At 42.4% G+C, this 16847-nt stretch carries 16 protein-coding genes, 2 tRNA genes and 1 other annotated feature; of the genes, 4 read left to right on the top strand and 14 right to left on the bottom strand.

Annotation, left to right across the window (positions count from 1 at the left end; all coding sequences use genetic code 11):
- Positions 1-151: 151 nt before the first annotated feature.
- The 5 genes from ACS8FA_RS18940 to ACS8FA_RS18920 form a co-directional block, all read right to left on the bottom strand.
- Positions 152-1276: an extracellular solute-binding protein gene (locus ACS8FA_RS18940; RefSeq protein WP_439265758.1), complete on the bottom strand. Its 1125-nt coding sequence runs from the start codon at positions 1274-1276 to the stop codon at positions 152-154.
- Positions 1277-1539: 263 nt separating this feature from the next.
- Positions 1540-2262, bottom strand: coding sequence for a 16S rRNA (uracil(1498)-N(3))-methyltransferase (locus tag ACS8FA_RS18935; RefSeq protein WP_439265760.1), 723 nt, complete (start codon positions 2260-2262; stop codon positions 1540-1542).
- Positions 2259-3815, bottom strand: coding sequence for a 3-deoxy-D-manno-octulosonic acid transferase (locus ACS8FA_RS18930; protein WP_439265762.1), 1557 nt, complete (start codon positions 3813-3815; stop codon positions 2259-2261). Before ACS8FA_RS18930 ends, ACS8FA_RS18935 begins: the two co-directional genes overlap by 4 nt.
- Before the next feature lie 118 nt (positions 3816-3933).
- Entirely contained in the window at positions 3934-5463 is a 1530-nt protein-coding gene (locus ACS8FA_RS18925; protein WP_439265764.1) for a tetratricopeptide repeat protein, read from the bottom strand.
- 119 nt (positions 5464-5582) lie between these two features.
- Positions 5583-7220, bottom strand: a complete 1638-nt coding sequence (locus ACS8FA_RS18920) for a cardiolipin synthase (RefSeq protein WP_439265766.1) — start codon at positions 7218-7220, stop codon at positions 5583-5585.
- Positions 7221-7521: 301 nt separating this feature from the next.
- On the opposite strand from ACS8FA_RS18920, the gene ACS8FA_RS18915 reads away from it, so the two are divergent.
- The 3 genes from ACS8FA_RS18915 to ACS8FA_RS18905 all read left to right on the top strand — a co-directional run bounded on the left by ACS8FA_RS18915 (position 7522) and on the right by ACS8FA_RS18905 (position 8714).
- Positions 7522-7597, top strand: a tRNA-Val gene (locus ACS8FA_RS18915).
- Between the two features lie 37 nt (positions 7598-7634).
- Positions 7635-7711, top strand: a tRNA-Asp gene (locus ACS8FA_RS18910).
- 247 nt (positions 7712-7958) lie between these two features.
- The gene (locus ACS8FA_RS18905) at positions 7959-8714 is read left to right on the top strand and encodes a hypothetical protein (RefSeq protein ID WP_439265768.1); all 756 of its coding nucleotides are present in this window, start codon (positions 7959-7961) and stop codon (positions 8712-8714) included.
- A gap of 380 nt (positions 8715-9094) precedes the next feature.
- Here ACS8FA_RS18905 and ACS8FA_RS18900 read toward each other — a convergent pair.
- Positions 9095-10314, bottom strand: a protein-coding gene (locus ACS8FA_RS18900; protein ID WP_102091412.1) for an IS3 family transposase whose coding sequence is annotated in 2 segments (ribosomal slippage) — positions 9095-10032 and positions 10032-10314 — 1221 coding nt in all. Because the reading frame shifts where the segments join, the coding sequence is not laid out codon by codon here.
- Positions 9923-10039: a sequence feature (AL1L pseudoknot), on the bottom strand. It overlaps the preceding gene by 117 nt.
- A gap of 133 nt (positions 10315-10447) precedes the next feature.
- Between ACS8FA_RS18900 and ACS8FA_RS18895 the strand changes: the two genes are divergently transcribed.
- Positions 10448-10930 (top strand): hypothetical protein, encoded by a 483-nt coding sequence (locus ACS8FA_RS18895; RefSeq protein WP_057759076.1) that lies wholly within the window; start codon positions 10448-10450, stop codon positions 10928-10930.
- Between the two features lie 215 nt (positions 10931-11145).
- Here ACS8FA_RS18895 and modB read toward each other — a convergent pair whose 3' ends face one another.
- The 8 genes from modB to moaA all read right to left on the bottom strand — a co-directional run bounded on the left by modB (position 11146) and on the right by moaA (position 16689).
- Positions 11146-11847, bottom strand: coding sequence for a molybdate ABC transporter permease subunit (gene modB, locus ACS8FA_RS18890; RefSeq protein WP_439265585.1), 702 nt, complete (start codon positions 11845-11847; stop codon positions 11146-11148).
- Positions 11848-11893: 46 nt separating this feature from the next.
- Positions 11894-12763: a molybdate ABC transporter substrate-binding protein gene (modA, locus tag ACS8FA_RS18885; protein ID WP_439265587.1), complete on the bottom strand. Its 870-nt coding sequence runs from the start codon at positions 12761-12763 to the stop codon at positions 11894-11896.
- A complete protein-coding gene (locus tag ACS8FA_RS18880) occupies positions 12756-13247 on the bottom strand; it encodes a molybdenum cofactor biosynthesis protein MoaE (RefSeq protein ID WP_439265589.1) in 492 nt (163 codons plus the stop codon). The genes modA and ACS8FA_RS18880 overlap by 8 nt, the downstream gene beginning before the upstream one ends.
- A 77-nt stretch (positions 13248-13324) precedes the next feature.
- Positions 13325-13606: a MoaD/ThiS family protein gene (locus ACS8FA_RS18875; RefSeq protein WP_439265591.1), complete on the bottom strand. Its 282-nt coding sequence runs from the start codon at positions 13604-13606 to the stop codon at positions 13325-13327.
- 93 nt (positions 13607-13699) lie between these two features.
- Positions 13700-14206: a cyclic pyranopterin monophosphate synthase MoaC gene (gene moaC, locus ACS8FA_RS18870; RefSeq protein ID WP_439265593.1), complete on the bottom strand. Its 507-nt coding sequence runs from the start codon at positions 14204-14206 to the stop codon at positions 13700-13702.
- 30 nt (positions 14207-14236) lie between these two features.
- Positions 14237-14974 carry a molybdenum cofactor guanylyltransferase gene (mobA, locus tag ACS8FA_RS18865; RefSeq protein ID WP_439265595.1) on the bottom strand — a complete coding sequence of 246 codons (738 nt, stop codon included), beginning with the start codon at positions 14972-14974 and terminating at the stop codon, positions 14237-14239.
- A gap of 18 nt (positions 14975-14992) precedes the next feature.
- Positions 14993-15523: a molybdenum cofactor biosynthesis protein B gene (gene moaB, locus ACS8FA_RS18860; protein ID WP_102078147.1), complete on the bottom strand. Its 531-nt coding sequence runs from the start codon at positions 15521-15523 to the stop codon at positions 14993-14995.
- Positions 15524-15651: 128 nt separating this feature from the next.
- Positions 15652-16689, bottom strand: a complete 1038-nt coding sequence (moaA, locus tag ACS8FA_RS18855) for a GTP 3',8-cyclase MoaA (protein WP_439265677.1) — start codon at positions 16687-16689, stop codon at positions 15652-15654.
- Positions 16690-16847: the final 158 nt, after the last annotated feature.

Below are 16847 nucleotides of genomic sequence, written 5' to 3'. Positions count from 1 at the left end.
AACCTCAAAATCATCATTACTTAGATAACTGATCTGTAATGACTAACCTTTGAACCTATTCTTTAAAAGCTGTTGTTTAAAAGCCATGCTTTGAGAACTATTGCCTAAAAGTTATGATTTTAAGATTGGTATCAGTATTACTGGCGACCCCTTATTTATAACCCGCTTTATCCATCATTTGGATAGCTTGAGTTTGTAGTTCACCGAATTTCTGTACATTGATATCGTCTTTTTTGAACTCGCCCCATGATCTGAGCATGTCTGACTCATCGATACCTACTTTTACTGGGAATTCTTTGTCTGAGCTGGCATAAAGACCTTGTGCCTCATCAGATGACAACCACTCTATCAATTTAAGCGTACCATCTGGATTGTCTGAGCTTGCCACTACACCAGCACCCGAGATATTTACGTGCGTACCAGTTGTGCCTTGGTTTGCCCAGAATATCTTCACAGGGAAGTTTGGTTTTTCGTCCAATAGACGACCATAGTAGTAGCTATTGGCGATACCCACTTCACACTGACCAGCAGCGATAGCTTCTAGCATCGCAACATCATCACTGAACACATCAGTCGCTAGATTATCAACCCACCCTTTGATAACCGCTTCGGTCTTCTCTTCGCCCAAATGCTCCATCATGCTAGCAACAAGCGATTGGTTATAGACCTTTTTAGAGGTACGTAAGCATAGTTTGCCTTTCCATTTTGGATCGGCCAAATCTGCATAAGTAGATAGCTGGTCAGCAGTGACTTTGCTTGGGTCATAAAAGATAGTACGTGCACGTAGTGACAGACCAGTCCATTGACCTTTTGGATCACGGTATTTTGCAGGGACGTTGGCTTCTAATACAGTAGATGACACTGGTTGTAATAGGCCTTGCTCTGCAGCCTGCCATAAGTTACCAGCGTCAACGGTCAATAGCATATCAGCAGGAGTATTCTGACCTTCAGCTTTTAGACGTGCCATCAAAGGCCCAGTTTGGTCTGTAACCAGTTCAACTTTTACACCTGTTTGCTCAGTATAGCGATCTAACAATGGCTTAATCAGCTGCTCATTGCGTGATGAGTAGATAGTAACCGTCTGACCATCAGCAGTCGTAGCTTCGTCAGTTGCTGTTTGCTGCTCAGCACCTGTTTCTGTTGACTCTACTTCTACGCTCTCTTCTGTGGTTGAAGAATTACTACAACCTGCCAGACCCAACATCATGCCAAATACGGCTGCAGGTAGGATAAGCTTCGTAGAGGTTAGATTAGCGCTGATAGCGTTCAATAACATGGTTTTCCCCATAGTAATGCTATAAAAAAAGTAAGACGGATGGTGAGACAAAATAACAGTGATTATAACGATGACTTGCTAAGCGTTAACAGTAATCAGGCCACAATATATCAAAGCAACATACTAATGGAAGTGAGATTAATTATCAATACATTTGTTTAACTGGCAAATATATCAGTGATGAGTCTTGAGCATTGATTTTTAAGAACTATTTTTCACCATTCTTTCAACAGTTTGGTCTAGCGACGCGTTTTAGTGTCCATCTAAAGCAGCCACTGTCCTAAGATTGCATTGACCGCAGCTTCCGTACGCAAAATACGAGAGCCTATATGTACAGGCGTGCAGCCTTGTGCTGACAGCAGCTCTATCTCATAGTCGATCCAGCCACCTTCAGCACCTATGCAGACTATATTTGGTAGCTCTCGTGATGATTGCTTTTGTAAAAACTCAGAAAAAGATTGTTGACTATAAGGATGCGCGACAATCGCTCGATTGCTCATTAGACTTGCAAGTGTGTCTTCAACAAATGGCTTAAAACGTTTTTGTAGCATAATATTAGGAACAATTGTATCGATGCTTTGTTGCAGGCCTTCTAATACAAACTCGTCTATCCGCTCAAGCATTGGGCTTTGCCAATAGCTTTTTTGAGTACGGTAGCTATTGATAAGAATGATATCGCGTACACCAAGCGCCGTCATATCCATGATTAAACGCCGTAGCACTTTAGGACGCGGTAACGCTAAAATGACAGTCAGATCCAATTTGGCAGGCGGCGCAGTATTGAGCTGGACATTACCTAGCCGAATACTGTCAGCGGTAATATCCTCAATGACAGCAGCACCAAGATTGCCGCCGATCTGGCCAATTTTAAGCGTATCACCGACTTTTGCGCCTAGGATTTTAGTCACATGACTGACTTGAGACAAGGCATCGATTTTTGCTGTGTCTACTGAAAAGTTTTCAGCGGGCAATAATATACAGTTCATAAGCTATCTTGGTTGGAAGACAGCTCGATTGCGTTTTCAATCATAGTAAATTGACGGGTCAGTACCGCTTGCTGCTGTATCGTCATTTGCTCGCCAGCTAGCCCTGCCTGCGCGGCTAATGGCAAATTACTTAGCCAAGTTTCTAGCTGCGTATAAATACTTACAGCGTCTTCACGATTATAAGCTGTTTTCTTACGAGAAGTTTTTTTATTCGCCTTTAACTGGTAATCAATGGCCATCTGTGCATCCGAACTACTTGAGTTATTTGACTCGATTGGACGATAGAAGTCATTATTTGGCTGATATAAAGCGCCTACTTCAGCCAATTTGTCTATCACGCTTTGGCACGACTGAGTATAACGCCCCATCAGTACAGGCGTGGCCACACATGCAGGCTCCACTGGATTATGCCCACCAATATCTACCAGTGAGCCGCCCACAAATGCTACATTTGCCAATGTATACCAAGTCATCATCTCACCCATGCTATCTGCTAGATAGACTTGCGTATCTGCACTAATCATATCTCCATCACTGCGCCGAGCCATGTTTAACCCAGTTTTTTGAATGAGATCTGCTACTGCGTCAAAACGCTCAGGATGTCTAGGAACGATAACAAGCAAGGTATCTGCTAATGTGGCTTGAGACAGTAGTTGCTGCTGCAATGACAACGCTGCTGCCTCTTCGCCATCATGAGTACTCGCAGCTACCCACACAGGACGATCTGCCATACCAAACTCTGCTCGCAGATCACCTTTCTTACTATAAATACTGTTATCTTCTACCGCTTTGTCATCAGTTTTGGACGCATTGATTACCCACTTTAATGAGCCTGCCACACGAATTTGGGCGCTACTAGCCCCTAACTGTCTAAAGCGTTTAGCAGAGTCGCTGTCTTGCGCAATAATTAAAGAGAGGTTTTTCATCATACTGGCGCTGACTGCACCAATTTTTTGATAGCTCTGAAAAGAAGAAGCCGATAACCTGCCATTGACCAGAATACTTGGAATACAGTGTTGGGATAACTTGGTCAAGATATTTGCCCATAGCTCTGTTTCTACAAATAGTGCAGCGATAGGCTGTACATGCGTCAAAAAAGTCTCGATCACAGTAGGGCTGTCGACTGGCACATAGCTATGACTCATCTGACCCTGAGCTATCTTTTCTGCAAAACGACTGGCGCCACGGGCAAAACCTGTCTGAGTCGTATTGGTCAACCATATCTGATAGCCATTAGCCAATAACATATCTAATAAAGGCGCGACCGTATTGGTCTCACCTAATGAGACTGCGTGGCACCAAATCACCCCTTTATCGATATCAGCATTGACCACTGGACGCGGTGGATACTGCTTGCCAAAACGCTGATCGATTTCCTGCTGATAATTGTCATTTCTATGAGATCGACGCCATACTTGCAGACGATATAGTGGCTTTAGCAGCCCGATAAGAGACTGATAATATAAAGGTGTCTCATATACCGCTCGACTAGACGATAATACAGAGTCAATTGGATTTGCAGAGTGGTCAGACGGGGTATTAGATGATGGCATGGAACAGCCCAGATTAGTTATGAATCAAACAATAAAAGGGTAAAGGTAAAGCGCGCCAATTCTACCTGAATTTAAGCTGTAACAATAAGCTTTTAAAAAGTTACTGAGTAAATAGTTATTAGATAATGACTATTATCAATAAAGCGACTGCGATGATTGCGCCGATTAACAGCTGATAACGCTTGGTGCTATGCTGCTCTTGCTTCTGTGTGGTCAGCAGCATATCTGCTTGCTGCCATTGCTTGACCAGATTGGCCGCTTCTGCATGACCATTATCCGCTGCTTGCTCTAACCAGTATTTACCGCTATCTATATCTTGAGACACCCCTACTCCTTGATAATACATTTTACTGAGTAGACGCTGAGCACGGCTGTCGTTTTTGCTGGCGGCTTGATTAACCCAATCTACGCCAGATTTTTTTTGATTGTCACTGTCCGCTGTCAAACCTTCACCTAACAATTCATACATGGCCAAACGTAACATAGCCGCTGTATTACCATCTTCAGCAGCCGCTTGTAGTAATAGCAACGCTTTGTTTTTTGCTGCGATATGATCATCTGAAAATATAACTTGGCGACGAGGTTTGTTCTGTTTGGCAATATGCTGCTCGAATTGATCCAGTACTTTGCGTGCTTGCAGATACTGAACATCACCAGTTGGTTGTGGCACCGCTATCTCATCTAATTCTACCAGCAGTTGCGTAAACATCTCTGGCGTCGATGTACTTTTTACAGACGACGTAGGCTTGGCTGTTGGTTGTGATACTTTAGTCAGCTCAGGCTTTATTGGGCTCTCAGACTCAGGAGGCACTACGCTTGCTTGTAACTCAGTTACAGTGTCAGGCATAGCAGATAGAGCTGCGAGACTCTCACCATCAGTTACAACTATATTAACTTGATTATGCTCAGCTCCTATCGATACTTCCTCTGGCTTTTCCAGAAACTCACTCGATTGGCTAGTACCGACATGCGTATTTGAATCTGCGCTCGGATTACCACTATCAGCGACTTGATGAGTGGTTGCTTTATGTGTTGTTATTTTGTTTATTGTTACTTTATTCGCTGTTAATTCGGACACTGAATGAACGTCGTTACTCAAAATAGTTGGTAGTCTAAGGCTAACCGCTTGATATAACCCACTCTCTACTTGCCCGCCTTGTACTGCGTCAAACTGCCGATCAATATGACCAAACAGACGCAGCCCTATTGGCTCTAGTACAAAAAATAAGCGCTCTTTACCTACGCTATCATCATAACCGACTGCCATATGCTGATAAAAATCATCGGTGATCAAGGCTAGCTCAGGGTAACGCTTACGCAGCTCAAACTGACCATACCAATGTGGCTTGCTTTGCCACTGCTGCGCCAATACACGACCTGCATAAAACGCCAAAAATACCATAAAATTACGATAGCGTTCATCGACCAGCAGCGTCGTCTCATCCCATATACCACTCTTAATCATATCTCGGCGCACTTGGGACAATAATGTATCGATACGCTGTAAACTCTCAAGCGACTCGTCTAGTGTACAAGCGCGCAGCTCAGTTTCGTAGGCGATACCGCCCGCAATAGGACGCCCAGCCAAGAAGTCTTGCCAGTAGCCTTCTGCAATATAGTCCAGTGGCGTTAAAGGTGATGCAGACATAGACGGGAGTGACCTCTTTGCAGATAGATAAACCAAAAAAGCATAGGCTATAAAAGTGCTAATACTACTAAAATAATAGAACGGTACTGGTAGATTACCTTACCCTAAAAATCTGAGTGCTACAATAAAGGACTGAACAAGCGCACGACATTATCAAACAAGCGTTTTGATCCGTGACGCTGTTGCCACTCATCACTATCCAAGATTCGACAGTTTTCTAAATAGACTTCCTGACAGTCCGCTACTTGGGCGACCATTTCTGGCGTATAAATCGCCAAACTGACTTCCATATTTAGATAAAAACTGCGCATATCAATATTAACGGTGCCAAATAAGCAGTAGTCATCATCGATAACCACTGTTTTTGCGTGTAGCAAACCTCCTCTAAACAATGCAATCGTTACCCCTGCATCCAACAACTCTTGATAATAAGCCTGAGAAGCGTGCTGTACCAGAAATGAATCAACCTTTTCAGGAACAATAATCGTCACATCAACGCCGCGCTTAGCTGCTATCGTCAGCGCGCCCGATAGGGATTCATCAGGGACAAAGTAAGGCGTGGTAATACGGATGCGCTTATTGGCACGATGAATCACGGTAACTAACGTATTATAAATCACATGAGCCGTTAGCTGCGGTGCTGAAGGTATTAGCTGCGCTAAGACTTTGTCCACGACAGGCATCTTTGGTACGACAATCGAAGTGGCGCCAATATCTGGCTGCTCATGATCATCAATCGTATCCGCCAATACCTTCAGTCGGCTATTTAGATCATTGATGGTCGGATGCATCACATATAACTTACGGGTGTAGTTATTAACCCGTTGATGCAGCTCGGCAAGATTGTCATTACTTTCAGCACCGATGTCGGTAACAATTACCTTGGCCATCGCTGTATTGATACTAATTGAGTGCTGGCTAGTCGTTCGTAGCGCCACATCAATCCATTGACCGACATTTTTGTTTTGCTTAAAAAACCTTGGATCAACCAGATTGAAGCTGCCGATATAGCCAATATGTTCATCGATAACCACCATTTTGCGATGATTGCGCAAATCAGAACGTTTAAATAATGTCTTAAATAACCCTACTGGCAATGACTGATGGACATAAACTCCTGCTTTTTCTAATTTGCGGTGCACGCTACTATTAATAAAGCTAAAGCTGCCCACACTATCAGCCAATATATGACACTCTACGCCGCGCTGAGCCGCTACAGACAGCGCTTCTATGACCTCTAACACCTGTCCTTTTGGATAGACAATATAAAATTCCATGAGGACAATACGCTGGGCGGCATGGATATCTTCAATCAAACGCTGAAAAATAGAAGCAGGATCCGTCAACAGCTGCATTTGATGATTGGGAAATACACCAAACCCTGTCCAGCGCGTTCCTATTTGGCTAACACCGCGGTAGTTGGCTGGTAATAAGTCCTGCCCTTTATCAAAAATCAGATGCTCACGCCTTGCCATATCGTTCATCAAGATGCTGGCTTGATCTACGCGTTCACGATAGCGCCGTCCAATCATCGGCTCACCGAGCAAAATGTAAGCCACAAAACCAAATACTGGTAACGTATAAAGCACAGCCACCCAAGCAATAGACACACCAATATTGCGCTGCACAGAAACCACGCGCAGCGTCATTACTATCATAAGTACAATATGCAGCACCAGACCTAGACCCGCTAAGTCTCCCCAGGTCCAGCTGGTAAAAGTATCTTTAATAGTAAAAGTGTTTATATTGGCCTCCATCAAACGTGTTCAACGAATAAAGCATCCATAACGAGCAAAGCATCCATAGTATAGTAGCTTTTCACCTCTAAACAACAAGTAATGATAATAAGTGTACTTTTAGAAATGCTATATAATACATGGCTTTGAGTGCTATTTTTGATAGATTACAAGTGCGATTTATGATTATTTTCTAAAAATATTAAAATAATATTTGACACCCAACAGTAAATCTATATAATACACACCCACAGCAGCAGAGCTTAGTGACAAACTTAAGAGCTCAGTTGATGTTGAATAAATTGCATCGCAATTTTTCGAAGGGTGATTAGCTCAGTTGGTAGAGCGTCTGCCTTACACGCAGAATGTCGGCGGTTCGAATCCGTCATCACCCACCACTTCTTAGCAAGTGGCTAAACAAGCTAAGAGACCTAAGCAGCGGTAGTTCAGTTGGTTAGAATACCGGCCTGTCACGCCGGGGGTCGCGGGTTCGAGTCCCGTCCGCTGCGCCATATTTAAAACGAATTTAAACCTTTGGGTTTAAGCAAGTTTCGCCTCAAACATTAGATTGTTTGAGGTTTTTTTGTGTCTGCAGTTACTCTAAAAGCCTGTGTTTATAAGGGTTGGATGTTTTCCCTATATTGACCTTTGCAAAATACTCTACTCTTTAACAATGCATGAATGACAAGTTTTCTTGCAAGCACTCTATGCTTTGAAAATCGGTGACCAAGTGCTCGGTGACCAAACGGTGACCATTTCGTGACCAAGGTTATTAAAATTTGGGGTGATTACCGACCCAGCTATAGCTTAAACGAGAATCTCGTTCCTGAGCAACTGTTTGACAACCCTGATACGCCAGAAAAAGAAGCCGATGGCATCAGTGCAACAAAGGCACTCAGTCTAGCTGCACAACAAGGTCAAACTATCTATACGATTACCAAAGCCAATTATGCTGAGGTGTTACCAAAGCTGAATCATAGTAATGTAGTTATGACAGATATCCGCAACGGAGTGAATGCAGGTAAAACAGTCACAGTGCATGATACTCAAATCACGCTTAATGGCTGGTCAGGTACGGGCTATACTATCTTAGATCCGAACACAGGCGCTGGAGCGTACATGATCGGTGGTGGGCTTGATGGTGGGTTTACTGTGGGAGGTGATGAAGATAAATTATCATGGACTATTCTCACTTATACAACATTTGCTGAAAACCTTAGCGAGTTTATCTTCGGTATGAAAAGCATAGTTATATCAAGCATACTGGCTGCTGCTAACTTCGTAGCATCTATAGTAATTAATGCTTACACTATGTTTAGTGAATGCGATCCTATCACTGCTGCAATACTAATGATACCTATAATATGTGCTTCAGCTATTTTTGCTGTACTAGGCTTCGTTACTGCGGCTACCTTTGTTGGTTTACTACTAACTATAGCTCTTGCTGTTATAGGCGGTATAGTAGTCAGCTTTATGAGTTATCAATTTAGGAAAATAGCATGTCGAGTGTATTAATATGTCCAAACTGTAAACATAAACTACCTAATAGATTGTCTTTAATCATTAAAAGTACAAAAACTGACTCATCTATAAATAGTACTTTAGATGTTAAGAAGCTTCCATGTCCATACTGTAATTACGAATTAATAGATACGAATAAGCTTAGAAAATGGGCAATTGTAACTCTAATAATTTTCTTCCCTTTAGGTATTATTCTTGGACATAGAGCTAATGGTTTACTTTTTATAGTTCCTATTCTTTTAATATTATTTATATATGCCGTTATCTCTGTACCTCTCAAATCAGAAGTGTTCAGAAATAAGAACTCAGACAATTAAGCTCCAAGAAAAGAATAGTGAACCGCCCCGACTATATCGAAGGCTGATCTACTTGAGTCAGGCAGCGATGCCTGACAGGGTTAAATTATCATAATACCGCTTTTCAAACTCAAAGGGTGACACATATCCAATCGTGCTATGTAGACGCTTCTTGTTGAACCAATCCACCCATTCAAGGGTTGCAAGTTCAACATCGTTCACACCAGTCCAGTTCTGCTTTAAATAATGAATCACCTCAGACTTGTAAAGCCCATTGACCGTTTCAGCCAGTGCATTATCGTATGAATCGCCTGTTGTACCAACAGAAGCAATCACGCCAGAGTCCGTCATCTTATCGGTATAGCGAATAGATAAGTACTGAACCCCTCGATCACTGTGATGAATCACATCTTTGGGATTATTTCTATCTGTTATCGCTTGATTTAATGCTGCCATTACCATATCAGTGTTCATACGATTCGATACTTTCCAGCCGACAATAGCGCGAGCAAATACATCGATGATAAAAGCGGTATAAACCCAGCCGCTCAATGTCTTGATATAAGTAAAATCTGCAACCCACAGCTGATTAGGACGATGGGCATTAAAGTTACGATTGACCAAGTCGTCAGCACGCTTTTGGTCGTCACGGCTGTTGGTGGTAATCTTACCCTTACCGCGCCAGACACCTTGTAAGCCGTGCTGACTCATTAAACGCTCGACGGTGCAGCGTGCAATATAAATGCCATCTGCCTTCATCTGCCGCCAGACTTTGCGAGCACCATAGCGACATTTGCTGTCCTGCCAGATGCGTTTAATCTCGCTGAGATAGTAGTCGTCATGCTGACTGCGCAGTGAACGTCTTTCAGGGCAGCACTCTAGGTCTTTAGTACGGTGATAGGTTGACGGGGCAATCGGTAGTACTCTACAAATCAGCTCGACCCCATAACTACCTCTATAGTCATCAATAAACTGAACCATTATCTGGGTGGACGGTCGAGCTCCGCCTGGGCTTCAAGACCAGCAGCCTTACGTATAATCTCATTGGCTTGCTTGAGCTCTTTGTTCTCGCGTTCAAGCTCTTTGATACGCTCTTTGTCACTTTGAGCCTGCACTGAGGCGGGAATGGTTTGGTCTATGTGCTTTTTATGCCAGGATCGCAGTGTCTCAGGCGTACAGCCAATCTTTGACGCTATGGCTTGAATGGCTGACCATGTAGAAGGATAGTCGCTCGACGCTTCAATCAGCATGCGAACGGCGCGTTCTTTAATCTCAGGAGTGTAGGTTTGTCTTTTCATTGTCGTATTCTCTCAGAATGTTAAGTCTCCGACAATACCGGGGCGGTTCACAGTGTAGTCTCAATTAATATTATGATGATAAATACAGCACATACTGGTAGATTCAATTGATAAAAGTACTCAAAGGACAGCTATGTTCTGGATATATACATTACTCTTGTTGATGGTTCTAGTTGGTATTTACACTATCTCTGCACTGATTTTCGATTTTTACATACTAATCAATGCTAGAAGAATTTGGGCTGAGGTAGTAGAAGTTAATACTATTGAAAAATCAGTCTCAGGGCTAGAAGATTACAGTTTATTTACTTTGAGGATAAAGTATTCTTATACCGTAAATAGCAAGGAATATACTTCTACTAGTATCAATGCTTTTTTTGACTTTACTAGAGAAAGTAAAACAGATATTTTAGAAAATATAAAAATTACTGACAATCATATAAAAATTTACGTATTAAAATCATTTCCACAAATATCTATGACAAGCCCTCTCAAAGTAAACAAGAAAATCTTAGCTATTGCTATAACTATAGGTATCATCCTTCCAAGCATTTTGAGTTATCTTCTCATAGAGAACCAAACTATTTTTGATATATTATCAAGTGTTCTTAATTAGACTAACGTTAATACATGAAGAGTTGTATTTTATTGGAAACGATAGTCATAGATGCATAAGAGCTCTCTCTGGGAAAGAGGTTTTTGATACATAATGATCTGAGTTATGAAGCTTACATTAGATTCTTGCTAAAATCCCTATTGTGGGTAGGACTCATGTTTTTATTAATTGTTGGTTGATTATTATCATAGATACAATAGGCGCATGTTTTAGTGCTATGGACGTTGACTTATTCGGCTCACACTAGCGATTAATGCTACCATCACTACACCTATAATAATTAGAATACCAGACATCATGTGCGCTGCTTCATAGTTAAGCGCTTCTACCTGCTCATATATAGCAATCGATACCACTTTAGTTTCACCTGAGATGCTGCCCCCTATCATCAGTACAACCCCAAACTCTCCAATGGTATGGGCAAAGCTTACCAAACTGCCCAAAATAATACCTACCCGCGCTTGCGGTAAGGCTACTTTCATAAACCGTCGCATACGACTGGGCTCTAAGAGATGAGCAACTTCCGTGACACTTTGCGGAATACGCAAAAACTGTGCATAGACAGGCTGTATATAAAAAGGCAATGAGTAAATAATAGAACCAATGACCAGACCTTCAAAGGTAAAAATCAGCGGGCTAATATTATGTTCGCTCAACCATTTACCGATACCCACACTAGGACTGAGCAGTAACAGTAGATAAAAACCAATCACGGTAGGTGGTAGCACCAGAGGCATCGCAATGATGCCCATGAGCAGTACCTTAAGACGTCCTATTGCTCTTATACGGCTCGGCTTAGCCAACCAATAAGCGATAGGCGTTGCAAATAGCAATAGACATAAAGTGGTCACGCAAGCGAGCTTGATGCTCACCCAAAATGGACTGAGCATATCTGACATAAGAGACTGGTCGATCATATAATGTCACTGCTCGTTCTATGATGAGAGGGGTTAGTCTAACGTATTACTGGACGGCCAGATAGCCTGCTTGTAAGAAGTGCTGCTGTCCTGCTTTTGAGCGCAGGTAGTCGGTGAAGTCTGCTGCTTGGTCAGTGTTATTAACGATTATGCCATCTTGTAAGATAGCTGGATAAGACGTTGGCAATAAGGTAATAAAGTGCTCAGGCTTGGCTTTAATCGCAACAAGCTGAGACTGTGCTACAAAACCATAGTCCACACTACCCGTATGCGCATATTGAAATGCTTGACCGATATTCTCTGATTGTATTAAGCTTTTTTGAGCATTTAACTTACTATACATGTCTTGTGATTGCAGATAGGCTTTTGCAGAGGCACCATAAGGCGCAAGGTCAGGGTTAGCGATAGCCACCTTGCTGTCCTGAGTAAAGTCAGCACTGGTAAACACATCACCCAGCGATGTTGGCGTAAAATCGTTTAAAGGTTTGCTGACACTATAGAGCGCTAACTGTCCTCTAGTATATGTAAAGGGCTTAGTTAGTTTACGGTCTTTACTAGTAACATCAGCTGAATTTTCATCAGCCAATTTAGCAGGGAAATCTTGATTGGCAGACAAGAATATATCATACGGTGCCCCTGCTTTGATTTGCGCATATAACTTGCCAGAAGAGGCATAAGTAACTTCAATATCTGAGATACCTGAAATATTTTGGGCAGATGAGTTATTATCAGCCTGATAGCTATCAATGATATGAGGGAGTACATCAGATAAGTTAGCAGCCGCAGCAATACGCAATGTATGAGATTGCTCAGTAGTATCAGTAAGCGTCGTATTAGCGTCTTTGTCTTGCGTACAAGCATTTAGTGATAATAGCAGACAAGCAGATACACAGACAGTAACTAATGACTTAACCATTATTGCTGAGCCATTTAGACGAGTCGTCTTCGTAGTATTCTTGCTTCCACACAGGAATGTCTGCTTTGATGGTATCTAATATCCAGCGACAAGCATCAAATGCTGGATAACGATGCGCTGACACTACCCCAACCCACACAGCTACATCGCCAATTTCTAACGCACCGATACGATGTATCGCAATAGCATGCGTAATTTCAAAACGCTTTTTGGCTTCTTCTATAATGGTGCGGCCTTGATTGATGGCCAAATCCTCATAACCATAATAGGTAAGACGATCAACGCTCGCGGCATTATTATGGTTGCGCACGCGCCCTTCAAAGCAAACAAACGCGCCGCAGCTGTCATTATCTAACGTACTTTTTAGCCTATCTTCATCAATCGCAATATCTAGTAGCGTAAAACCATCACGTTCAGCGATAAGGTAAGCGTCATCAGCACTACGTTTGATAGTCATGGAATGATCGTGGACGTTGTCGGTCATTTTTACTCTCTATTTATTATTTTCTCTTTATCGCAACTGAATAGCCACTGACAAAATGGACACTAGTAAACGCTTATCTAACCACCAGCCACTGGCGTGATGAAAACTACGCTATCACCATCATTTATCTGATCAGTCCATTTAGCAAAGTAGTCATTTACTGCAACGCGTAGCTCTGACTGCGGACGGCTAAAGCGATGCTTTTGACTAAGTTGTTCGTATAGTTCAGTCAATGACGTATCCTGTTGTACGCTTACTGTCTCTTGCTGACAATTGGCCTCGTCAGCCAAACTGGCAAAATACATGACATTAATATTCATCGTTGATTTGACATTAGTTGTCATATCGATAGCACTCATAAACCTCTCCCTCTTATACAAGCTTCCTTGCTTGACATTTATCATATCTTTATTGATTGATTAATTGACGACGCACTCTGCAATGTTGTCACTTTAAGCATGACTGTAGTCTGACTTACCACCTGTCTTTTTAACCAAATGAATATCATCTATAACGATGTCATGCGATAGCGCTTTGGTCATATCATAGATAGTTAAGCAGGCAACGCTGACCGCTGTTAACGCTTCCATCTCAACCCCTGTCTTATGCGTAACCTTGACCACCGCACTAACCGTGATACTGTTGAGCGCGTCATTGTACTCAAAGCTTAAGCCTATCTTGTCTAGCGGTAGTGGATGACAAAGCGGTATAAGATCATGAGTGCGTTTGGCCGCCATGATACCAGCGATATGAGCTGTTTGCGTAATGCTGCCTTTTTTGGTCATTCCATCAGCCGCTTTAATCTTCGCATAAATTTTACTGGGAAAGCGTACTTGTCCAGTGGCATTGGCTTCTCGCGTCGTTGCTGTCTTACCACTGACATCGACCATGGTAATATCACCATCACTATCTAAGTGAGATAAAGTAGATTGCGGATTTATCTGAACGCTGTCATTCATTTATATAACCTTTTCTATGTGATATTTTTATTATTTTGGTAGAGCAGCACATGCCTGCTTAAACTCTTCAGGCGTATTAAAGTTGGTCAAATTTTGCCACTCTTTGCTAAATGGTACAGCTTGCACTAATGGCTGAATAAACTGCATTACACTACGCTGTCCGCTATCTATATAGTTTTTCAAATCACGCTCAATGCTCAACTGATACAGCCCTAATAATGGATATAAGTGACTATCATCTTTTAAGCAAATTACTTTTTTATCGGCAGCAAGGCTTATTTCACATTGTAATTTCTGCCACAAGTCAGTTGCTGGTATTAAGCTATCACAGCTGATAACCAGTAACCACGATGCTTGTACATTTTTTGATATGCCTGAATCATTCAAATCGCTCAATGTTTGTAAGGCTGATTCGATAGCGACCAAAGCGCCGCCAGTTTTAATCTGCTCATCATGCTCATTAGAGTCAATATCATAATCAGCAATATGAATAATAGGCGAATTGGTTTTTTCTAAATGGACATCTAAACCCGTTTGAAAGCCGCGACCATTATCTGCAATCAATATAGGAACCTGTAACTTGCTCGCATGACGAACATGATAGTCTAACAGCTGCTCACCTGACGGTAGTGTCAACATCGCCTTGGCTGTTCCCATACGTCTAGATGCCCCGCCTGCCAAGATAACCACACCTGCCAAACCATCCAGATTATTTGAGCAATCTGTCACTAGGCCATTACCTGTGAGGCTTGATTGTATATCACTCATAGCTCAATTATTTATAACTCAATCATGGCTAGGATTTTGTGCCAAAAAGTGCGGCACAAAATTGCATGGACGAGTACGACTGTCAAACTGATCCTTTAAGATATTTTCCCAACCCGTACGGCAAGCACCAGAAGAACCAGGTAGACAGAATATACCCGTACCATTGGCCATACCAGCAACTGCTCGTGATTGTACGGTAGACATACCGATTTCATCTTTTGAGATTAAACGGAACATTTCACCAAAACCATCAATTGATTTATCAAACAGCACACTCACAGCTTCTGGCATGCTATCTCTGATGAAGAACCCTGTGCCGCCAGTGGTAATAACCGCATGAACGTCTGGACTAGCAATCCAACCACTGATGACTGCGCGAATCTGGTAAATATCGTCGGTAATTAACTGACGATCTGCTAAATGATGCCCTGCTTCGGTCAAGCTGTCTACTAAGTACTGGCCTGACGTATCTTCTGCCAGCGTACGGCTATCAGAAACAGTCAATACAGCAATATTAAGCGGTGTAAATTGTGCAGCAGGCTTACTCATAAATAATCCTTTATAGATGTCATTTTATAATTGTATTAAAAAGCGGTTGTATCAAAAAGAGCTATGTTAAAAAAGATTGCGTTGGAAAACCGTTTCTATCAGCGTCATGATTGCAGACTTGGAATATCTTAACCACCGATTATCGATAGATTGTGCATGATGCCACTGTTAGAGTCATGCAGATGATGATGCTCAGGCTTGATTGGCATAAAGCTATGTAAAGTGTTTACCAGTCCTTGGATATCGTCTTGCTGTAAGTATGGACGGATATCATAGTTGCCTTGATCAAACAGACACAAATGCACCTTGCCTTGGCTGCTTACACGCAGACGATTACAGGTATCACAGAAATGCGCCGCATATGGGGCAATCATACCGATACGACCGATATACTCAGGGTGACTGTACTCTACCGCTGGGCCATCGGCACTACCGCGCTCGTGCGGCTGCCACCCATTCTCTAACAAGTAATCAGTGATAATATCAGACTGAGCATGCTGAGCAAAAAACAAATCGCTATTATCACTGGTCTGCATAAATTCGATAAAGCGATAAGTCACTTGTCTATCTTTGACATAGTCGATCGCCGTGACTAAGTTCTCAAAAGCAGTCTCCGCCATCAAGACACTATTTATTTTCAGTTTGATATCAGTCGTTTCTAACAATATATCCATGTCAGCCAATATCTGCGGCAAGGTATCAAAGCCTGTCATTTTATGAAAAGTAGCGGCATCAAAGCTGTCCATACTGATATTGAGTTGGTCAAGTCCAGCCGCTTGCCAGCTGGCTATATGTTTACCCAATTTATAACCGTTACTGGTCATCGCGACCGTCTCGATACCGTCAGTTTGCTTAATCGTTTCGATGATTTCGACAACATCACGACGAATAGAGGGCTCACCACCTGTAATTCTAACTTTTTTAGTACCTACCTGAGCAAAGCCGCGCACCAAGGTGGCAATTTCAGAGATACTCAGCTCATCATCAGGGCGCTTACCTTGATAGCCATTTGGCAGGCAATACTCACAGCGAAAATTACAAAAGTCAGTAATAGATAGACGCAAGTATGTCAGACGCCGTGCAAATCCATCGGTTAGCGGCTGGTGATAGTCACTCATCTGCTCAGTGGGCACGATCAAGGAAGGCTCTATGTAGCCATCAGACATTGCCGGTGCCAAGCTCGGTGAATACAGTTGCGGGCTGTCTATTTTGTGTTTGTCATCTATGTTGTCATCAATCATATGTTACTGCCATCAGTACTGCTTACTATAAGCACTACTTTGTTATTCGTGTTTAGCATACCAGTGTAAGGTTATAGGATTGC

The sequence above is a fragment of the Psychrobacter sp. 1Y1 genome (assembly GCF_051847395.2).
Classification (GTDB): Bacteria; Pseudomonadota; Gammaproteobacteria; order Pseudomonadales; family Moraxellaceae; genus Psychrobacter.
Note: the sequence above shows the minus strand (reverse complement) of the source record. Positions and strands in the feature narration are given on the sequence as shown.